This window comes from Streptomyces sp. NPDC047043 (assembly GCF_040644055.1).
Classification (GTDB): domain Bacteria; phylum Actinomycetota; class Actinomycetes; order Streptomycetales; family Streptomycetaceae; genus Streptomyces.
This window is the reverse complement of the sequence record NZ_JBEYVO010000051.1, coordinates 57,609-76,789: the sequence shown is the minus strand read 5'-3', so window position 1 is coordinate 76,789 and position 19,181 is coordinate 57,609. Positions and strand designations below refer to the sequence as shown.

At 70.5% G+C, this 19,181-nt stretch carries 19 protein-coding genes; 16 read left to right on the top strand and 3 right to left on the bottom strand.

Going from position 1 to position 19,181, the window contains the following annotated elements; translation table 11 throughout:
- Positions 1 to 92: 92 nt before the first annotated feature.
- From ABZ880_RS50230 to ABZ880_RS50155, 16 genes are all read left to right on the top strand, one after another.
- The gene (locus tag ABZ880_RS50230; RefSeq protein ID WP_361277797.1) at positions 93 to 1,169 is read left to right on the top strand and encodes an ABC transporter permease; all 1,077 of its coding nucleotides are present in this window, start codon (positions 93 to 95) and stop codon (positions 1,167 to 1,169) included.
- A 4-nt stretch (positions 1,170 to 1,173) separates the two neighbouring features.
- Entirely contained in the window at positions 1,174 to 2,091 is a 918-nt protein-coding gene (locus ABZ880_RS50225; RefSeq protein ID WP_361277796.1) for an ATP-binding cassette domain-containing protein, read from the top strand.
- Positions 2,092 to 2,231: 140 nt separating this feature from the next.
- Positions 2,232 to 3,212: a 5-dehydro-2-deoxygluconokinase gene (iolC, locus tag ABZ880_RS50220; RefSeq protein WP_361277800.1), complete on the top strand. Its 981-nt coding sequence runs from the start codon at positions 2,232 to 2,234 to the stop codon at positions 3,210 to 3,212.
- A gap of 4 nt (positions 3,213 to 3,216) precedes the next feature.
- Positions 3,217 to 4,089, top strand: coding sequence for an aldolase (locus tag ABZ880_RS50215; protein WP_361277795.1), 873 nt, complete (start codon positions 3,217 to 3,219; stop codon positions 4,087 to 4,089).
- Positions 4,086 to 4,982 (top strand): 5-deoxy-glucuronate isomerase, encoded by an 897-nt coding sequence (iolB, locus tag ABZ880_RS50210; RefSeq protein WP_361277794.1) that lies wholly within the window; start codon positions 4,086 to 4,088, stop codon positions 4,980 to 4,982. The genes ABZ880_RS50215 and iolB overlap by 4 nt, the downstream gene beginning before the upstream one ends.
- Positions 4,982 to 6,865 (top strand): 3D-(3,5/4)-trihydroxycyclohexane-1,2-dione acylhydrolase (decyclizing), encoded by a 1,884-nt coding sequence (iolD, locus tag ABZ880_RS50205; RefSeq protein ID WP_361277793.1) that lies wholly within the window; start codon positions 4,982 to 4,984, stop codon positions 6,863 to 6,865. Before iolB ends, iolD begins: the two co-directional genes overlap by 1 nt.
- 13 nt (positions 6,866 to 6,878) lie before the next feature.
- Positions 6,879 to 8,375 carry a CoA-acylating methylmalonate-semialdehyde dehydrogenase gene (locus ABZ880_RS50200; RefSeq protein ID WP_361277792.1) on the top strand — a complete coding sequence of 499 codons (1,497 nt, stop codon included), beginning with the start codon at positions 6,879 to 6,881 and terminating at the stop codon, positions 8,373 to 8,375.
- A 31-nt stretch (positions 8,376 to 8,406) separates the two neighbouring features.
- On the top strand, positions 8,407 to 9,357 hold the full coding sequence (locus ABZ880_RS50195; protein WP_361277791.1) for a TIM barrel protein: 951 nt from the start codon (positions 8,407 to 8,409) through the stop codon (positions 9,355 to 9,357).
- Positions 9,358 to 9,398: 41 nt separating this feature from the next.
- Positions 9,399 to 10,397, top strand: a complete 999-nt coding sequence (locus ABZ880_RS50190; RefSeq protein ID WP_361277790.1) for a Gfo/Idh/MocA family oxidoreductase — start codon at positions 9,399 to 9,401, stop codon at positions 10,395 to 10,397.
- 2 nt (positions 10,398 to 10,399) lie between these two features.
- Positions 10,400 to 11,470 (top strand): Gfo/Idh/MocA family oxidoreductase, encoded by a 1,071-nt coding sequence (locus tag ABZ880_RS50185; RefSeq protein WP_361277789.1) that lies wholly within the window; start codon positions 10,400 to 10,402, stop codon positions 11,468 to 11,470.
- 129 nt (positions 11,471 to 11,599) lie between these two features.
- Positions 11,600 to 12,274 (top strand): GTP cyclohydrolase II, encoded by a 675-nt coding sequence (gene ribA / locus ABZ880_RS50180; protein ID WP_361277788.1) that lies wholly within the window; start codon positions 11,600 to 11,602, stop codon positions 12,272 to 12,274.
- A gap of 51 nt (positions 12,275 to 12,325) precedes the next feature.
- Positions 12,326 to 12,622, top strand: coding sequence for a DUF2218 domain-containing protein (locus tag ABZ880_RS50175; protein WP_361277787.1), 297 nt, complete (start codon positions 12,326 to 12,328; stop codon positions 12,620 to 12,622).
- A gap of 56 nt (positions 12,623 to 12,678) precedes the next feature.
- A complete protein-coding gene (locus ABZ880_RS50170; protein WP_361277786.1) occupies positions 12,679 to 13,626 on the top strand; it encodes an NADP-dependent oxidoreductase in 948 nt (315 codons plus the stop codon).
- A gap of 387 nt (positions 13,627 to 14,013) precedes the next feature.
- The gene (locus ABZ880_RS50165; protein ID WP_361277785.1) at positions 14,014 to 14,340 is read left to right on the top strand and encodes an antibiotic biosynthesis monooxygenase; all 327 of its coding nucleotides are present in this window, start codon (positions 14,014 to 14,016) and stop codon (positions 14,338 to 14,340) included.
- A 210-nt stretch (positions 14,341 to 14,550) separates the two neighbouring features.
- Positions 14,551 to 15,354 carry an SDR family NAD(P)-dependent oxidoreductase gene (locus tag ABZ880_RS50160; RefSeq protein WP_361277784.1) on the top strand — a complete coding sequence of 268 codons (804 nt, stop codon included), beginning with the start codon at positions 14,551 to 14,553 and terminating at the stop codon, positions 15,352 to 15,354.
- A 46-nt stretch (positions 15,355 to 15,400) separates the two neighbouring features.
- Entirely contained in the window at positions 15,401 to 16,150 is a 750-nt protein-coding gene (locus ABZ880_RS50155; protein ID WP_361277783.1) for a glucose 1-dehydrogenase, read from the top strand.
- Positions 16,151 to 16,172: 22 nt separating this feature from the next.
- Here the strand turns inward: ABZ880_RS50155 and ABZ880_RS50150 are convergent, their stop codons facing one another.
- The 3 genes from ABZ880_RS50150 to ABZ880_RS50140 form a co-directional block, all read right to left on the bottom strand.
- Positions 16,173 to 17,225 carry an MBL fold metallo-hydrolase gene (locus tag ABZ880_RS50150; RefSeq protein ID WP_361277782.1) on the bottom strand — a complete coding sequence of 351 codons (1,053 nt, stop codon included), beginning with the start codon at positions 17,223 to 17,225 and terminating at the stop codon, positions 16,173 to 16,175.
- Positions 17,222 to 18,775, bottom strand: a complete 1,554-nt coding sequence (locus ABZ880_RS50145) for a class I adenylate-forming enzyme family protein (protein ID WP_361277781.1) — start codon at positions 18,773 to 18,775, stop codon at positions 17,222 to 17,224. The genes ABZ880_RS50150 and ABZ880_RS50145 overlap by 4 nt, the downstream gene beginning before the upstream one ends.
- Positions 18,776 to 18,855: 80 nt before the next feature.
- Positions 18,856 to 19,176: an EthD family reductase gene (locus ABZ880_RS50140; protein WP_361277780.1), complete on the bottom strand. Its 321-nt coding sequence runs from the start codon at positions 19,174 to 19,176 to the stop codon at positions 18,856 to 18,858.
- Positions 19,177 to 19,181 lie beyond the last annotated feature (5 nt).

The following is a 19,181-nucleotide window of genomic DNA, read 5'->3' as shown; positions in this document are numbered from 1 at the left end:
GGCGCAACCGCCCCCGTCCTGACCGGCCCCGCCTTCATCACCAAGGACAACGTCGACCAGGTCGCCAAGTTCGCCGCCAAGGGAACCCGGTGATGAGCATGACCCAGCATGCCGAACCGGCGGTGACCGCACCGCCGGCCCCCGGCCCCAAGGAAAGTGACGGCCGGACCGCCCAACGCCCCCTGGCGTTGCGGCTGTTGGCCAGGCCCGAAGTGGGCGTCTTCCTCGGTGCCGCCGCCGTCTACGTGTTCTTCCTGATCGCCGCCCCGCCGGTGCGCGACGGCAGCTCGATGGCCACCGTCCTGTACCAGTCGTCGACCATCGGCATCATGACGCTGCCGGTCGCCCTGCTGATGATCGGCGGCGAGTTCGATCTCTCGTCCGGCGTCGCCGTCATCACCTCGGCGCTGACCGCGAGCATGCTCGCCTACCAGCTGAGCATGAACGTGTGGGTCGGCGTGCTCGTCGCGCTCCTGGTGTCGCTGGCGGTCGGCTTCTTCAACGGCTGGATGGTCGTCAAGACCGGACTGCCCAGCTTCCTGGTCACGTTGGGCACCTTCCTGATCCTCCAGGGTGTCAACCTCGCGGTGACCAAGCTGGTCACCGGAAACGTCGCCACCGACGACATCAGCGACATGGACGGCTTCGACCAGGCCAAGAAGGTCTTCGCCTCCAGCTTCGACATCGGCGGCGTCCAGGTGAAGATCACCGTCTTCTACTGGCTGGCCTTCGCGGCACTGGCGACGTGGGTCCTGCTGCGCACCAAGTACGGCAACTGGGTCTTCTCTGTCGGCGGCAACAAGGACAGCGCCCGCGCCGTCGGCGTGCCCGTCACCTTCACCAAGATCTCCCTGTTCATGCTGGTCGGCGTCGGTGCCTGGTTCGTGGGCATGCACCAGCTGTTCACCTTCAACACCGTGCAGTCCGGCGAGGGTGTCGGCCAGGAACTGATCTACATCGCCGCGGCCGTCATCGGCGGCTGCCTCCTGACCGGTGGCTACGGCTCCGCGATCGGCCCGGTCTTCGGCGCCTTCATGTTCGGCATGGTCAACCAGGGCATCGTCTTCGCCGGCTGGAACCCCGACTGGTTCAAGGCCTTCCTCGGCGTGATGCTCCTCGGCGCCGTGCTCATCAATCTGTGGGTCCGCCAGTCGGCGACCCGGAGGTGACCCCATGACATCCACCAACGGAACCGGCACCCACGGCGAGATCCTCGCGGACACCGCCCCCGAGACGGACGACGCGCCGATCGTCGAACTGCGCAACGCGGGCAAGGCGTACGGCAACATCCGCGCCCTGCACGGCGTGAGCCTCCAGGTCCGCCCCAGCCAGGTCACCTGCGTGCTGGGCGACAACGGCGCCGGCAAGTCCACCCTCATCAAAATCATCTCCGGGCTGCACCAGCACACCGAGGGCGAGTTCCTCGTCGACAACTCCCCCGTGCGCTTCTCCACCCCTCGCGAGGCCCTGGACCGCGGTATCGCCACGGTCTACCAGGACCTGGCGACCGTCCCGCTGATGCCGGTGTGGCGCAACTTCTTCCTCGGCTCCGAGATGACCCGCGGGCCGTGGCCCGTGCGCCGCCTCGACATCGAGAAGATGAAGAAGACCGCGGACGAGGAACTCCGCAACATGGGCATCGCCCTCGACGACCTGGAGCAGCCCATCGGCACCCTGTCCGGTGGCCAGCGCCAGTGCGTCGCGATCGCCCGCGCCGTCTACTTCGGCGCCCGGGTCCTCATCCTCGACGAGCCGACCGCCGCGCTGGGTGTGAAGCAGTCGGGTGTGGTGCTGAAGTACATCGCCGCCGCCCGCGACCGCGGCCTGGGCGTCATCTTCATCACCCACAACCCGCACCACGCCTACATGGTCGGCGACCACTTCAGTGTGCTGCGCCTGGGCACGATGGAGCTGTCCGCCTCGCGTGAGCAGGTCAGCCTCGAGGAGCTGACCAACCACATGGCCGGCGGCACCGAACTCGCCGCGCTCAAGCACGAGTTGTCCCAGGTCCGCGGAGTCGACGTCGAGGAACTCCCCGAAGAGGCCGACCTCACCGCACCCGTGGCGACCAGCGGCGAAACGGCCTCCTGACGACGGTGGCGGACGGCGCAGCCTGCGCACTCCCCGCCGGGACGCAGGCGCGCCCACCGTCCCAAGACATCGAATCCACCACTCCATCCAGGAATCTCCAGGTCTCTCAAAGGTCTCTGGAACGAAGGGAATCCAGCGTGATGCCGTTCGAAGTGCTGACCATCGGCCGTGTGGGGGTGGACGTGTATCCGCTCCAGACGGGTGTGGGGCTGGCGGAGGTCACCTCGTTCGGCAAGTACCTGGGCGGCAGCCCGACCAACGTGGCGGTGGCCGCCGCCCGCTACGGCCGCTCCGCCGCCGTGATCACGAAGACCGGGCGGGACCCGTTCGGGGAGTTCGTGCGGTCCGCGCTGGCGGGCTACGGGGTCGATGCCCGGTACGTGGGCACGTCGGATGTGGCGCCGACGCCGGTGACGTTCTGCGAGATCTTTCCGCCGGACGACTTCCCGCTGTACTTCTACCGGCTGCCCACGGCACCCGACCTGGACATCGCGGCGGGCGAGCTGGACCTGGGCGCGGTGCGGGACGCGGCGATCTTCTGGTTCACGGGCACGGGGCTGAGTGAGGAGCCGAGCCGGTCGGCGACGCTGGCCGCGCTGGCGCACCGGGCCAAGGCCGGGCCGACGGTCTTCGACCTGGACTGGCGGCCGATGTTCTGGGCCGACGGCCCGGACCGGGCGCGGGCCTACTACGCCGAGGCGCTGCGGCATACGACGGTGGCGGTGGGCAATCGCGACGAGTGCGAGGTCGCCACCGGTGAGCGCGAGCCGTATGCGGCCGCCAAGGCGCTGCTGGACGCCGGGGTGCAGCTGGCGGTGGTGAAGCAGGGCCCCAGGGGGGTGCTGGCCATGGACCGCGACGGCTCCACGGCCGAGATCCCGCCGGTGCCGGTCGATGTGGTCAACGGGCTGGGCGCGGGGGACGCGTTCGGCGGGGCGCTGTGCCACGGCCTGCTGGCCGGCTGGGATGTCCGCCGCACCGTGTCCTTCGCGAACGCCGCCGGGGCGATCGTCGCCGGTCGGCTGGCCTGCTCCGACGCCATGCCCACCCAGGCCGAGGTGGAGACCAAGCTCCAGGCGGCCTTCCCCGATTCTTTCGACGCCGCTGAGCGAAAGGCGTGACGCCGTGCTGTCCGACAACCTGAGCCGGATCGTGGCCGCCCGGGTCGCCGACCCCGGCGCCATCGCAGCCGCCGCCACCCGCCGGGTGAAGGCCCCTTCCCTCCTCGGCGAGCACGGCAAGGCCATGATCATCGCCGCCGACCATCCCGCCCGCGGCGCCAACGGTGTCGGCGCCGACCCCACCGCCATGGCCGACCGCGCCCGCCTGCTCGACCGCCTGTGCACCGCCCTCGAACGCCCCGGCGTGACCGGCGTGCTGGCCACCGCCGACATCCTGGAAGACCTCCTCCTGCTCGGCGTCCTGGACGGCAAGAGCGTCTTCGGCTCCATGAACCGGGCCGGCCTGGCCGGCTCCGTCTTCGAGATCGACGACCGGTTCACCGGCTACGACGCCGCCACCATCGCCGCGATGGGCTTCGACGGCGGCAAGATGCTCACCCGCATCGCCCTCGACGACCCCGCCACGCCCGCCATCCTGGAAAACACCGCCCACGCCATCGACGAGCTGAACGACCGTCAGCTCATCGCCATGGTCGAGCCGTTCCTCTCACGGTGGCAGGACGGCAAGATCCGCAACGACCTGTCCACCGACGCGGTCATCAAGTCCATCACGATCGCCTCGGGGCTGGGCCGGCGCACCGCCTACACCTGGCTGAAGCTGCCGGTCGTCGACGACATGGAGCGGGTGCTGGCCTCCTCGACACTGCCCGCGCTGCTGCTGGGCGGGGAGGTCATGGACGCCGACGCCGCCTTCGCGTCCTGGGGCAAGGCGCTCAAGCAGCCCACCGCGCAGGGCCTGGTCGTGGGCCGCTCCCTGCTCTACCCGTCCAACGGTGACGTGGCCGGCGCGGTGGACAAGGCGGTGAGCCTGCTGTGAGCGAGACGAGCAAGTACCACCTGCCGGCGGGGACTTCCGCGGACAGCCCCTACGACGTCCTGGTCACGCCCGAGTCGGCGGGCTGGGGATACTCCGGCCTGAGGATCCTGACCCTCAAGCCGGGCGAGGCACACGCCCTGTCCACCGGCGACTCCGAGTTCCTGGTCCTGCCGATGACGGGCTCCTGCACCGTCACCACGGACGGCACGGCCTTCGAACTCGAAGGCCGGACAGGCGTGTTCGCCTCAGCCACCGACTTCGCCTACCTCCCCCGCGAGTCGGAGGCCCTCATCAGCAGTGCGGCCGGTGGCCGGTTCGCGCTGCCCGGCGCCCGTACCGGGCGGAGCTCACTCTCCGCCCGGTACGGGTCCAAAGAGGACGTGCCCGTGGAGCTGCGGGGCGCCGGGGCGTGCTCGCGCCAGGTCAACAACTACTGCCTGCCCGGCACCTTCGAGGCCGAGCAGCTGCTGGTGTGCGAGGTGCTCACGCCGGGCGGGAACTGGTCGTCGTATCCGCCGCACAAGCACGACGCGGCCCGCACGGACAACGACGGCAACCCGGTCGAGTCGGAGCTGGAGGAGATCTACTACTTCCAGGTCTCCGGCGACCGCAACGGCTTCGGCTACCAGCGCGTCTACGGCACCCCCGAGCGCCCGATCGACGTGCTGGCCGAGGTACGTTCCGGCGACACGGTGCTGATCCCCCACGGCTGGCACGGCCCGTCCATCGCCGCCCCCGGCTACGACCTGTACTACCTCAACGTCATGGCCGGCCCCGGACAAGAACGCGCCTGGCTGATCTGCGACGACCCCGCCCACGGCTGGGTCCGCGCCACCTGGGACACGCAAGACATCGATGACCGGCTGCCGTTCGGCGCCGAGGAGACCGAGTAATGCAAACGATCAGGCTCACCACCGCCCAGGCCCTGGTGCGCTTCCTCGCCCACCAGTACAGCGAGCGCGACGGCCAGGAACAGCGCCTCATCCCCGGCGTGTGGGGCATCTTCGGCCACGGCAACGTCGCCGGCCTCGGCCAGGCCCTCCTCCAGGCCGCCACCACCGGCGAGGCCGACCTGCCCTACTACCTCGCCCGCAACGAACAGGGCATGGTCCACGCCTCGGTCGCCTACGCCAAGATGCGCGACCGCCTCGCCACCTTCGCCTGCACCGCCTCCACCGGCCCCGGCTCCACCAACATGATCACCGGTGCGGCGCTGGCCACCACCAACCGCATCCCCGTGCTGCTGCTGCCCTCCGACATGTTCGCCACCCGCGCCGCCGACCCCGTCCTGCAGCAGCTCGAGGACACCCGCGGCGGCGACGTCACCGTCAACGACACCTTCCGCGTCGTCTCCAAGTACTTCGACCGCATCCAACGCCCCGAACAGCTCATCCCCGCTGCGCTGGCGGCGATGCGGGTGCTCACCGACCCGGTGGAGACCGGCGCCGTCACGCTGGCCCTGCCGCAGGACGTACAGGCCGAGGCCCACGACTGGCCGGTGGACTTCTTCCGCCGCCGGGTCTGGCACGTGGGCCGCCCGGTGCCGGAATCCCAGGCAGTGGAGCGGGCCGCGAGCCTGCTCCGCAACGCCAGGAAGCCGTTCATCGTGGCAGGCGGCGGTGCCGTCTACTCGGGTGCGGAGACCGAACTGCGCGCCTTCGCCGAGGCCACCGGCATCCCGGTCGCCGACACCCACGCCGGCAAGGGCGCCGTCCCCTGGGACCACCCCTACGCAGTGGGCGGCATCGGCTCGACGGGCTCGTATGCGGCGAACGAGCTGGCCAAGGACGCCGATGTGGTGCTCGGCATCGGCACCCGCTACTCGGACTTCACCACCGCCAGCCACACCGTCTTCGCCAATCCGGACGTCGCCTTCGTCAACCTCAATGTCGCCCGCCTCGACGCCGTCAAGCACTCCGCCGAGCCGCTGGTCGCCGACGCCCGCCTCGGCCTCCAGGCCCTCGCCGGGGCGCTCGCGGACTGGGAGGTCTCACCGACGTACCGCGCCCGCACCCGCGAACTGATCGCCCGCACCCGGGAGATCGAGGACGAGTGCTTCGCCCCCGACCGCAACACCGGCCCCCTGCCCGCCCAGACGCAGATCCTCGGAGCCCTCAACGACGTCCTGGACGATCGCGCCGTGGTGATAAACGCGGCCGGCTCGATGCCCGGTGACCTTCAGCAGTTGTGGCGGGCGCGGGATCCGAAGGCCTACCACGTCGAGTACGCCTACTCCTGCATGGGCTACGAGGTGGCCGCCGGCGCCGGCGCCAAGATGGCCGACCCGACCCGCGAGGTCGTCGTCCTGGTCGGCGACGGCTCGTATCTGATGATGGCCCAGGAGATCGTCACCATGGTCTCCGAGGGCCTCAAAGTCATCATCGTCCTCGTCCAAAACCACGGCTTCGCGTCGATCGGTTCACTGTCCGAGTCACTCGGCAGCCAGCGCTTCGGCACCAAGTACCGCTACCGCAACGGCACTTCAGGACAGCTCGACGGCGATGTGCTGCCCGTCGACCTCGCCGCGAACGCCTCCAGCCTGGGCGCGGACGTCCTGCACGCCGCGTCCGTCGAGGAGTTCCGCGCGGCGATGGAGAAGGCCAAGGCCGCCACCCGCACCACCGTCGTCCACGTGGAGACCGATCTGTACGGCCCCAACCCGCCCGGCCACGGCTGGTGGGACGTCCCGGTCAGCGAGGTCTCTGCCCTGGGTTCCACCCAGGCCGCCTACGAGACGTACGCCGCGAACAAGCTCGCCCAGCGCCACTACCTGTAAGGAAACCCGCACCGTGACCACCATCCCGCACTGGATCAACGGCTCCCCCGCTGCCGGAGACGGCTCGCAGACCGCGCCCGTGTTCAACCCGGCCACCGGCCAGGAACAGGCCCGGGTCGTCCTCGGCGGCGCCACCGACGTGGACACGGCCGTGCAGGCCGCCTCCGCCGCGTTCGAGACCTGGTCCGAGTCGTCGCTGACCCAGCGCACCCAGGTGATGTTCGCCTTCCGCCAACTCCTACTCGACCACGAGGAGGAACTCGGCCGGATCATCTCCGCCGAACACGGCAAGACCGTCGACGACGCCCGTGGCGAGATCACCCGCGGCCGCGAGGTCGTCGAGTTCGCCTGCGGGCTGGGCGACGCGCTGAAGGGCTCCTTCTCCGACCAGGTCTCCCGCGGTGTGGACGTGCACAACTTCCGCCGGCCGCTGGGCGTGGTCGCCGGCATCACCCCGTTCAACTTCCCCGCCATGGTGCCTTTGTGGATGCACCCGATCGCCATCGCGACCGGCAACACGTTCATCCTCAAGCCCTCCGAGCGCGACCCGTCGGCCGCGAACTTTGTCGCCGACCTCTACCAGCAGGCCGGCTTGCCGGACGGCGTCTTCAACGTGGTGCACGGCGGCAAGGACGCCGTCGACGCCATCCTCACCCACCCCGGCATCCAGGCCGTCTCCTTCGTCGGCTCCACCCCCGTCGCCCAGTACGTCCACGACCAGGCCACCAAGGCAGGCAAGCGGGTGCAGGCCCTCGGCGGCGCCAAGAACCATGCCATCGTCCTGCCCGACGCCGACCTCGAATTCGCCGCCAACCACATCACCGCCGGCGCCTACGGCTCCGCCGGCGAACGCTGCATGGCCGTCTCCGTCGCCGTCGCCGTCGGCGACGCCGCCGACGGACTGGTCGCCGTGCTGGAGCGCAAGGCCCGCGAGATCAAGGTCGGCCCCGGCAACCAGCCCGGCACCGAGATGGGCCCCCTGATCACCAAGACCGCCCAGGAACGCATCGAAAACGCCGTCACCACCGCCCACACCCAGGGCGCCACCATCGTCGTCGACGGCCGCGGCCTGAAGATCGAAGGCCACGAGGACGGCTTCTTCACCGGCCCCTCCCTCCTCGACCACGTCACGGTGGAGATGGACGCCTACCAGGAAGAGTTGTTCGGACCGGTCCTCGCCATCGTCCGAGCCGACTCCCTCGACGACGCCATCGACCTCATCAACGCCAACCCCTACGGCAACGGCACCGCCCTCTTCACCGCCTCCGGTGAAGCCGCCCGCCGCTTCCAGCGCAAGGTCACCGTCGGCATGATCGGCATCAACGTCCCCGTCCCTGTCCCCATGTCCTACTACTCCTTCGGCGGCTGGAAGGACTCCCTCATCGGCGACTCCCCCATCCACGGCCCCGAAGGCATCCGCTTCTACACCCGCCCCAAAGTCATCACCACCCGCTGGCCCCAACCCACGCAACACCTCGCCGCCGGCTTCAACTTCCCCACCTCCAACTGAGATTCCGCCCCGCTCCCCGAAGGGACACGTCATGGCGACGGCGCCAACCCCCCTGCGCACCACCGCGGGCAACCTGTGCCTGGGTTCCGCCCCCGACTCCTGGGGCGTCTGGTTCCCCCAGGACGAACAACAGGTCTCCTACACCCGCTTCCTCGACGAACTCGCCCAGGCCGGCTACCAGTGGCTCGAACTCGGCCCCTACGGCTACCTCCCCACCGACCCCCAGCGCCTCAAGGACGAACTCGACGCCCGCGGCCTGCAGGTCTCCGGCGGCACCGCCTTCGGCGCCCTGCACCGCCCCGACGCCTGGGACGACATGCTCACGCACGTCCGCCAGGTCGCCACCCTCACCGCCGCCTCCGGCGCCCACCACCTCGTCCTCATCCCGCCCATGTACCGCGACGAAAAAACCGGCACCTACACCGAAACCCCCGAGCTCACCGCCGCACAATGGGCCGGCTTCGGACGCGCCGCCGACCGCCTCGGCCGCCTCCTCCTCGACGAATACGACATCCGCCTCGTCCTGCACCCGCACGCCGACAGCCACATCCAGACCCAGCCCGAGATCGAACGCCTCCTCAACGAATCCGACCCCCGCTACACCAACCTCTGCCTGGACACCGGCCACGTCGCCTACGGCGGCGGCGACAACCTCGACCTCATCCGCCGCTTCGGCGACCGCGTCGGCTACGTCCACATCAAACAGATGGACCCCGACATCCTCACCCAGGTCGCCGCCGAGAACCTCTCCTTCGGCGAAGCCGTCCAGCGCGGCGTTTGCGTCTCACCCCCCGCCGGCGTCCCCCGCCCCGCCGACATCGTCACCGAACTCGCCAAACTCGACGCCGAGTTGTTCGTCATCGTCGAACAAGACCTCTACCCCTGCGCCCCCGAAGTCCCCCTGCCCATCGCCATCAGCACCCGCCAACACCTCGCCGACCACGGCCTGACCGGCACCCGACGCCCCAACACCCCCCGATAGAAGTCGGTCCGCGGAGGAGAGAGAACATGGGTGAGCCCGGTATGACCACCATTCGCGTAGGAGTGATCGGCGCCGGCAACATGGGCGCCGACCACGTGAACACACTGCACCGCCATGTTTCCGGCGCCGTGGTCACCGTCGTCGCCGACCTTGACCACGAGCGCGCCTCCGCGGTCGCCGGTGCCCTCCCCGACACGCGCGCCACCAGCGATCCGTACGCCCTGATCATCGACCCGGAGGTCGACGCCGTCGTCATCGCCTCCCACGACACCACCCACGCCGATCTCTCCCTGGCTGCCGTACGGGCCGGAAAGCCCGTGCTCTGCGAGAAGCCCCTCGCCCCCACACTCGACGAGTGCGTCCGCGTCGTACGAGAGGAACGGCGGGCCGGCGGACAGCTGATCTCGCTCGGCTTCATGCGGCGCTTCGACCCGGCGTACGTGGAGCTGAAGGAAGCCCTGGCCGCCGGTGTCTGTGGGGCGTCGCTGCTGCTGCACTGTGTCAGCCGAGGGGTTTCCTCCGCGCCCGGGGCCACCGACGAGTTCAGCATCACCGGGTCGGCCATCCACGAGTTCGACACCGTGCCCTGGTTGCTCAACTCACCGATCACCGAGGCCAGTTGGCATGCGCCTCGCGCCACGAGCGCGGCGACCGGTCTGCAGGATCCGCAACTCATGCTGCTGCGCACCGCCGACGGCGCGCTGACCACCCTCGAGGTGTTCCTCAACGCGGGCTACGGCTACGACGTCCGCTGCGAAGTCGCAGGCGAGCGCGGCACGCTGGCCCTCGCCAACCCCGCCCGCCTGGTCGCCGATTCGGCGCGTGCTCGTTCCGTCGGCCACCCGGCCGACTGGCGTCCCCGGTTCGCCGATGCCTATCGCCTCGAACTCCAGGCGTGGATCGACGCGTTGGCCACCGGGAGTCCGTCGCCCCTGGCCTCGGCGCACGACGGCCTGGTGGCGGGCGCGGTGGCCGAGGCCGTCATCTCGTCCATGAAGAACGGCGGCCGTACGGTCGCGGTCCAGGTCCCGGAGGTCTGAGCATGTCCGCATTCCCCGCCTCTTTGCCCGCTCCGCGCACTCCGGACGCGATGGACGCTCCCGCGCTGCGCTGGGGCGTTCTCGGCACCGGCTGGATCGCCGAACGCTACGTACGCTCCGTGCAGCACCACACCCGCCAGCGCTTCACGGCCGTGGCCTCCCGCGACGCGGCCCGCGCCAAGGACTTCGCGGACCGTCACCACATCTCGAACTCGTATGGTTCCTACGAGGAGTTGACGTCGGCGGCGGACGTGGACGTCGTCTACGTCGCCACCGAGCACACGGCCCACTTCGACTGTGCCCGGACGGCGCTCGAGGCGGGCAAGCACACGCTGGTGGAGAAGCCGCTCGCCCTCAACGCCGTCCAGGCCGCGCAGATCGCTCAACTCGCCGCGGACCGCGGCCTGTTCTGCGCGGAGGCCCTCTGGACCTTCTTCCTTCCCAGGTTCGACGTCGTGCGGCAGATCCTCGACGCCGGCGTCCTCGGCGACATCCGCACCGTACTGGCGGAATTCGGCGAGCACTTCAGCGCCGGCCACCGTATCCTCCGCCCCGACCTGGCCGGTGGCCCCCTCCTCGACCTCGGCACCTATCCCCTGTCCCTGGCCACGTGGATTCTGGGTACGCCGGTCGAGGTGCTGGCCTCCGCGCAGCCGCATCCCGCGGGCGTCAACGGCCAGACCTCCGCCCTGCTGCGGTACGCCGACGGCAATCAGGGCGTCGTCCACACCACGCTCTTCAGCGACACGCCCACCACGGCCACGATCGCCGGCACCCACGCCACGCTGAGCCTGCCGGGCCCGTTCCACCAGCCCGGCGACATCGTCCTCACGTTGGCCGGCAGCGGCAGGCAACTGACGTACACCGAACCGCACATCGCACACGACGCCCTGCACTACGAGGCCGCGGAGGCGGCCCGGTGCATCGTCGCCGGCCGGCTCCAGTCCCCGCTTCGCCCGCTGGAGGAGTCGGTGACCACGCTCCGGGTGATGGACGAGATCCGACGGCAGTGCGGCATCGCCTTTCCCGGAGAGACGGACCAGGACCTTCGTACTGCTGCCGCTTCCGGCTGAGATGTGACCGGCATCACCGCACACCTCCACGCATCCACATGTTCCAAATTTGAAGCACAAGGTATCGTCTAGGCATCCGGTTCAAATTTGAACCTTGCCTGACACTTGCCCCGCCCTCCAGGAGCAGCCATGGATGCCACCACCCTTTCCGCAGGCCATACCCCTCTCGCCGACGCTTCGGTACGCACTCGCGTGACCATCCCGCTGCGCTTCGCCGACGGCTACGAGGTCACCGCCGAGGCCGTCACCTTCCGCGGTCTGGCCGACGGCAGGGAGCATGTGGCACTCGTCCTGGGCGACCCCAGCGCGCCGACGGCACCGCTGGTGCGACTGCACTCCGAGTGCCTGACCGGCGATGTGTTCGGCTCGGCGCGCTGCGACTGCGGGCCGCAGCTGCGCGAGGCCGTGCAGCGCATCGCCGAGACCGGGGGCGTCCTGCTCTACCTCCGCCAGGAGGGCCGCGGCATCGGCCTCTACAACAAGCTGGACGCCTACGCCTTGCAGGACGCGGGCCTGGACACCTACGAAGCCAACACCGCCCTCGGGCTGCCCGAGGACGGCCGCGACTACACCGCCGCCGCCCAGATGCTCACCGCCCTCGGCGTCACCGAGCTGGACCTGCTCACCAACAACCCCGACAAGGCACAGCAGTTGAGGGATCTGGGAGTCGCTGTCCGCTTCGTCCGTCCCACCGGCGTGTTCGCCACCGACAGCAACGTCCGCTATCTGCACGCCAAGGCCGAGCACACCCACCACACGATCGAGCTGCCCGCAACGGCCGCTCTCGCGGCGCTCGCAGGCTGACCCGCCCGGTCACCACCCCTCCCCCCAACCCGCTTCCATCGGAGTCCCTCCATGCCCACCTCCCTCGGCCGCGCCGCCACCGACGCCGCCCCGCGCTACGCCAAGCAGGTCGCCTCGCACTTCGGCCGGAAGATCCCGGTCGAGGAGACGCCCGACGGCGGCCACCGCCTCACCTTCCAGGCGACCGACGTCGTACTGCAGCCCGCGGACGACCACCTCCTGATCCGGGTCACGGCACCCGACGCGTCCACCCTCACCACCATCCAGGACGTCATCGGCAGCCATCTCGAACGCTTCGGCCGCCGCAACGAGTTGACCGTCATCTGGGACGAGCCGTCCGCCGACTGACCGCCCCCGAGATCCGGACACGTAGCGACCTGTTGCACGTGAAGAGAGGTAACGCCATGAAGGCTGTCGTCATCACCGGATTCGGAGCCGAGCCGCAGCTCGCCGAGTTGCCCGTACCGCAGCCGGGACCGGGTGAGGTGCTGGTGCGGCTGCACGCGGCAGCGCTCAATCCCTTCGACTGGAAAGTCGCCGAAGGCGCCTTGAAGGACGTCGCCGAGCACTCCTTCCCCCTCGTCATGGGTTCGGACGGCGCCGGCGTGGTCGAGAGCATCGGCGACGGAGTGAACCGCTTCCGGCCCGGCGACACCGTCTACGGGCAGTTCATGAGCGTCCGGCACGGGCGGGGCTCCTACGCCGAGTACGCCCTGGCCGCCGAGGACGGCAAGATCGCCCGCATACCCGACAACCTGCCCTTCCCCGTCGCCGCGGCCCTGCCCACCGCGGGCGTGACCGCCTACCAGGCGATCGAGGCGACCCGGCTCGACACCGGGCACGTCATCCTCATCAACGGCGCCTCCGGGGGCGTGGGCCAGTCCGCCGTCCAGTTCGCCGCTCTGCAAGGGGCCCGGGTGCTGGCCACCGCGACCGCCGACATCGCCGGCCACCTCCGCGAGCTCGGCGCCCACGAGACGATCGACTTCACCGCAGCGCCCACCGCAGAACAGGTCCTGGCCGCACACCCCGAGGGCATCGACGCCGTCCTCGACCTGGTCACCCACCCAGGCGGCGACATCGGCGCCCTGGCAGGCCTGCTCAAGCCGGGTGGCATCTTCGTCAGCACCAACCACGCCGCCGACCCCGAGGCCCTGGCCGCCCGGGAGATCCGCGGCGTGAACCTCTCCAACAACCCCACCCGGGCGGAACTCGAGGCGCTCGCCGACCTCACCGCCGCCGGAAAGCTCCGCGTCACGATCAACACCGAGGTCCCGCTGGCCGACGCTCCGGCCACGGTGACCCGCGCCCGCACCGGACCGGCCCGCGGCAAGACGGTCATCCTCCTCTGACCGCCGTCAGCCGGACGTCCGGCCGGTGGCGGCCACGCGGAAGCCGACGGTCGAGTAGCGGCCGGCCGGGTCGCGGCCCTCGCCTCGGTAGACGGCGGTGCAGCTGTTCTGCCGATGCCGGGGGGTGTCGCGTCCATGACTGCTCCTGAGGGGTGATGGCGGTGCGCGTCCCTACGCATCGCTGATGCCCCATCAAGTCCTGCCGTCTGTCGACACTTTGACCATAACGGCCAGCTGAGGATCGGATGTAGGCGTCACTGAGTCGACAGTACGTCTCCCGCGGATCAGGGTCGGCTCACCGGATCTGCTTCGCCCTGCCGCGCGCGTTCGCGCACGAACGCCGGGGCGGGCGCCTGGATCCGATCGAGCTTGGCCACAATGGACACCATGAGCATCGTCAAGATCAACGTACTCACGGTCCCCGAGGAGCAGCGCGAAACGCTGGAGAAGCGGTTCGCGGCCCGCGCGGGCGCCGTGGAGGGCTCGGACGGCTTCGAGTGGTTCGAGCTGCTTCGCCCGGTGGAGGGCACCGACACCTACCTCGTCTACACGCGCTGGCGGACCGAGGAGGACTTCCAGAAGTGGATGTCCGGCCGCGGACAGTCCGCGCACGGCGGCGGGGCCCCGGCGGGCGACCGCCCGAAGCCCGCCGCGACGGACGCCACACTGTGGACGTTCGAGGTGGTTCAGCAGGCCGCCCCCAAGCAGGACTGACAGCACGCCACGGCGCCCCGGCGAAGGTCGTGCGGCAGGGCGCCGCGGCAGTGGGCGCTCAGACCCTCGCCCACATGTGGACCCGAGTTCAGCCCGCGGGGTCGGAGGCGCCTCTGCCCCGCACCTTGTCGCCTCTGCCCCGCATCCCTAGACTCGACCTAAATGAAGCAAGTTCAGTTCAGGTCTCGCGATGGGCTCGGGAGCAGACTCATGATGGGTTCGTTGGACGGCAAGATCGGGCTCGTCACCGGTGCGGGGCAGGGGATCGGCAGGGCGATCGCCGTGGAGATGGCCCGGCAGGGCGCGTCCGCGGTGGCCGTCGCCGACCGGAACAAGGACACCGCAGACGAGACCGCCGAACTGGTGCGCGCCGCCGGGGCCGCGGCCGAGGCGATCGTCTGCGATCTGCGCGATCGTGACAGCATCGCCGAGATGGTGACGCGTGCCGCGGAGCGCTTCGACGGCCTCGACGTCCTGGTCAACAACGCCGGCGTGATCGAGACCGCGTTCACGGCCGAAGCGGCCCGCGGCGTCGACTCGCTCCCCGAGGAGGTCTGGGACGCGGTCTACGAGGTCAACCTGAAGGCGGTGTGGCTGACGACCAAGTTCGCCGCACCGTATCTGCGCCGCTCGCCGCGCGGGCCCGCCATCGTCAACACCGCCTCCGTCTCCGGCCTCACCGGCTTCCCCAACGCCCCCGCCTACGGAGTCACCAAGGCCGGCGTCATCCATCTGACCAAGGTCACCGCCGTCGACCTGGCCCCGGTGCGCTGCAACTGCTTCTGCCCCGGTGTCATCGACACGCCGCTCGCCCAGGACTTCTTCGCCGCCGCGGCGGACCGTGACGCCATGGAACACGAGTTGACCGCACCGCAGTTGGTGGAGCGGCTCGGCCGCCCGGAGGAGGTCGCCAGGCTGGCCTGCTTCCTCGCCTCGGACGACGCCGCGTTCATCACGGGATCGTCGTACGTGATCGACGGCGGCGCCCTCGCCTGGCTCGGCGTACGGGACTGAGACCCGCCGCCAGGCGCTGCGGACCATCGAGAAGTGAGGGGACCCGATGCAATCGAGGCTGTCCGGGAAGACGGCGCTGGTGACCGGTGCCACGGGAGGCATCGGCGACGCCGTCGTGCGGCGGCTCGCGGCCGAGGGTGCGGCGGTCGTGGTGACCGACCTCGACGCCGATCGCTGCGAGAAACTCGCCGAGGAGGTCGGCGGCGGCGCCCTGGGGCTGGCCCTGGACGTCTCGGACGAGTCGGCGTGGCGCGAGGTCGTCGCCGCGGCGACCGCGGCACTGGGCGAGCTGTCCGTACTGGTCAACAACGCCGGCATCGCCACGATGCACACGGTGGAGACCGAGACCATGGACTCCTGGGAGCAGGTCCTCGGTGTGACGCAGACGGGCGTGTGGCTCGGCATGAAGTACGCCGGCCCGTCCATCGAACGCTCCGGCGGCGGCTCGATCGTCAACGTCGCGTCGATCTTCGGCACGGTCGGCGGTTTCGGCGCCCAGTTCTCGTACCACGCGGCCAAAGGTGCCGTACGCCTGATGACGAAGAACGCCGCGCTGCACTGGGCGCAGCGCGGTGTCCGGGTGAACTCCCTGCACCCCGGTTTCATCGAGACGCCCCGCTCGCGCGAACTGTGGCGCGACACGCCCCGGTTGACCGCGATGGTCGAGGGAACGCCGCTCGGCCGGCTCGGCACACCCGAGGAGGTGGCGGCCGCCGTGGCCTTCCTCGCCTCCGACGACGCGAGCTTCATGACCGGGTCCGAGCTCTACGTCGACGGAGGCTGGACGGCGCGCTGAGTCGGGCGGGAGCCTCCGGGGCCTAACTCGCCGCGGCCGTATACCGGTTGACTCCGTCGGTTCGTGCGCGCCGGGCCCGTCCGCGGGCCACCAGCACGTCCAGGTGCGCCGCCGTCTCGTTGACCGCGAGCATCCGGTCGAAGGCGCCGAGGTCAGCGAAGGGCACCTTGCGCCTGGTCCACCCCAGCTCTCCCGCCACATCGTGCGCGGTGCGCGTACGGTCGCCGAGGGCGGCCAGCGTCTCGGCGAGCCGGTCGTCGTGGTGGGCCAGGAGCTCGCCGACCCGGATGTGCATGCTGTCGCCGACCGGGCCGTGCGCGGGCAGCAGGCGTGCGTCGGCGAGGGTGGTCATCAGGTGCAGCGAGTCGAGGTAGTCGCCCAACGGCAGTGCGGGGCCGCCGAGTTCGAAGCCGATGGACGGAGTGATGTGCGGCAGGACGTGGTCGCCGGAGAACAGCAGTCCCCGGGCCTGGTCCAGGTAGACGACATGTCCTTGGGTGTGGCCGGGTGTCGGGACCACGGTCAACCGCGCGTCCCCGAAGCGGAGTTCCTCCGCACGCAGCCAGCGGTCCGGCGGCTCCCAGACGGTGGCGTCGAAGCTCCCGTCGTACATCGCGGCGACCTGCTCGGCGAGTTCGTGGGCCCCGGCCCGGCGCAGGGTCTCGAGCGAGCCGACCGGCTCGTCGGTGCGCAGCTCGCCCAGCAGCTCCAGACCGCGCTGCTCGCCCGCGCCGAGATAGACCCGGGAGCCCATCAGTCTGCGCAGTTCGACGGCCTGGGTGTAGTGGTCGCGGTGGATGTGGGTGACCAGGATGTGGCTGATCTCGCCCAGATCGTGGCCGAGTTCGGCCAATGCGTCCTCAAGTGCCTTGCGGGACTCGGGGATCGACCAGCCCCCGTCGATCAGGACCAGGCCCTCCGTCAGCCCCTCCAGGGCGTAGACGTTGACGGCCCGCAGTCCGTCCTCCGGCAGCGGAAGCGGGATGCGGTGGACCCCGGGTCGTACGGTCTCGGGTCCGCCCTGCGCCCAACGGCCGCGGTCGAAACGGGCGGTGCGGGTCGTGGGGGCGGTCATGCGTCTCCTTGCCGGTGCTGTTCGGGGTGTTGCCCCTCCTGATCGGGGTGTGCGGCGAGCCCCGCGTGCAGGTCGTGGGCGAGTCTGCGGGCTCCCGACCGGTCGAGCTTGCCGACGGTCGTCTGCGGCAACTCGCCGACGGTGAAGGCGAATTCGGGCCACTTGGCCTTGGACAGACCGGTGCGGGCGAGGTGTGCGGTGATCTCGTCGAGGCCGAGTTCGCCGCTGCCGTCCTCGACCACGACGAGCACGGCGGCGCGTTCGCCGAGGAGCGGGTCCGGCACGGGGGCCACGCAGGCGCGGGCCACGGCCGGATGGGTGGCGACGGCGCGCTCGATCTCGGTGATGTCGAGGTTGCGTCCGCCGCGGATGATGACGTCCTTCTCCCGTCCCATGACGGTGACCGTGCCGTCCTCGTCGGTCACCAGCAGGTCACCGGTGGGGAAGAAGCCGTCCGGGGTGAGGGCCGGCGGCTCGACCTTGCCGTCGCGGGCGTACCCGAGGAAGAGGGACGGGCCGCGTACCTGGGCGCGGCCGGTTGCCCCGGGCCCCAGGACGGTGCCGTCGGCGCCGACGGCCCTGAGGTCGGTGCCGGGGAAGGGCCGTCCGTCGCGGCCGAGGCGGATCTCCTCGGGGTCGTCGGGCCGGGGCGAAGTGTGTCCGAGGCACTCGGACATGCCGAAGACGCGCAGGATCTTCGTCCCCAGCGAGCGTTCGGCACGGGCGAGGGCTCCGCGGTCCATGGGGCCGCCGCCGACGGTGATCGAGCGGACCCCGCCGAGGACCTTCGAACCGGCCGCGGCGGAGCCCATCTGCAGAGCCATGGTCGGCACGCACATGGTCCACCGGACGTCATGTGCGGCCATCCGCGCGAGCGCCTCCTCGCGGTCCCAGCGGCCGGACAGTACGAGCGGTCCGCCCAGCATGAGCGAGAGACAGACCCCGAAGCAGTAGGCGGCGGTCGAGGAGAGCGGGACGACGGCGGCCACCGCGTCGCCGTCGCGCAGGCCGTTGACGTCGATCGTGCAGGAGCACGCGTACCGCAGGGCGCTCTCGGACTGAACGACGCCCTTGGGCCGTCCCGTGGAGCCGGAGGTGAGACCGATGAGGGTGCCGCCGGACCAGCGGGAGACATCGCGCGGGCCGCGGCCGGCACGGACCGTCCAGCCGTCGAGGGCCTCGGCGGTGAGCGTGTCCGGCAGGACCTTGCCGCCGCCCCACTCCTCGACCGCGGACGGTTCGGCGATCAGGACGTCCGGCCGGATGTCCTCCACGGCAGCGGTGAACTCGGCAGGAGTCGTGTGCCGGTTGACCAGGGCCAGCACCCCGCCGGTCAGCCCCACGGCAAGGGTCGCCGCGACGGTGCGCCACGAGTTGTCGGCCTGGAGGAGCACGGTGCCGCCCGGCGTGCCGTCCGGGGTCATCACATCGGCCAGCTCGGTCGCACGCCGAAGGAGCTCGCGCGCACCGTGGTGTCCGTGGTCGTCGACGACGGCTGTGAAGTCGGCCTGTTCGGACCGGTCGTAGAACTCCCGCACTGTCTGTCGCATCCGCTTCCTCGCCTCGTTGCGAAGGGCCCACTTCACGAAGGGGGTGGGCCGGCTCGGCCCGGATCCGGGCCCCGGCGGGCTCAGCCGCCGTACATCTCCATCTCGCCGCCCATGACGGCGATCCGGCGTCCGCGCATGTCGCCCACCTGGGCGACGGCCGCCGCCCACTCCGGGCTCTGGAGCGCCTTGCGCAGGTCCTCGGCCGTGTCGAAGCTCAGTACGGAGACACCGTCCCAGCCCTCCGAGCGCGGTTCGAGGGCCGTGTCGATGTCGGTGTGCCGCCAGGCCCTGAGACCGGGCAACTGCCGGGTCAGTTCGGCGTGTTCGCCGCGCCACCAGTCGATGAACCGCTCGTGGGTCCACTCGGGCGGCCGGCCCGCCAGCAGAACGAGGTTGTACATCGCGC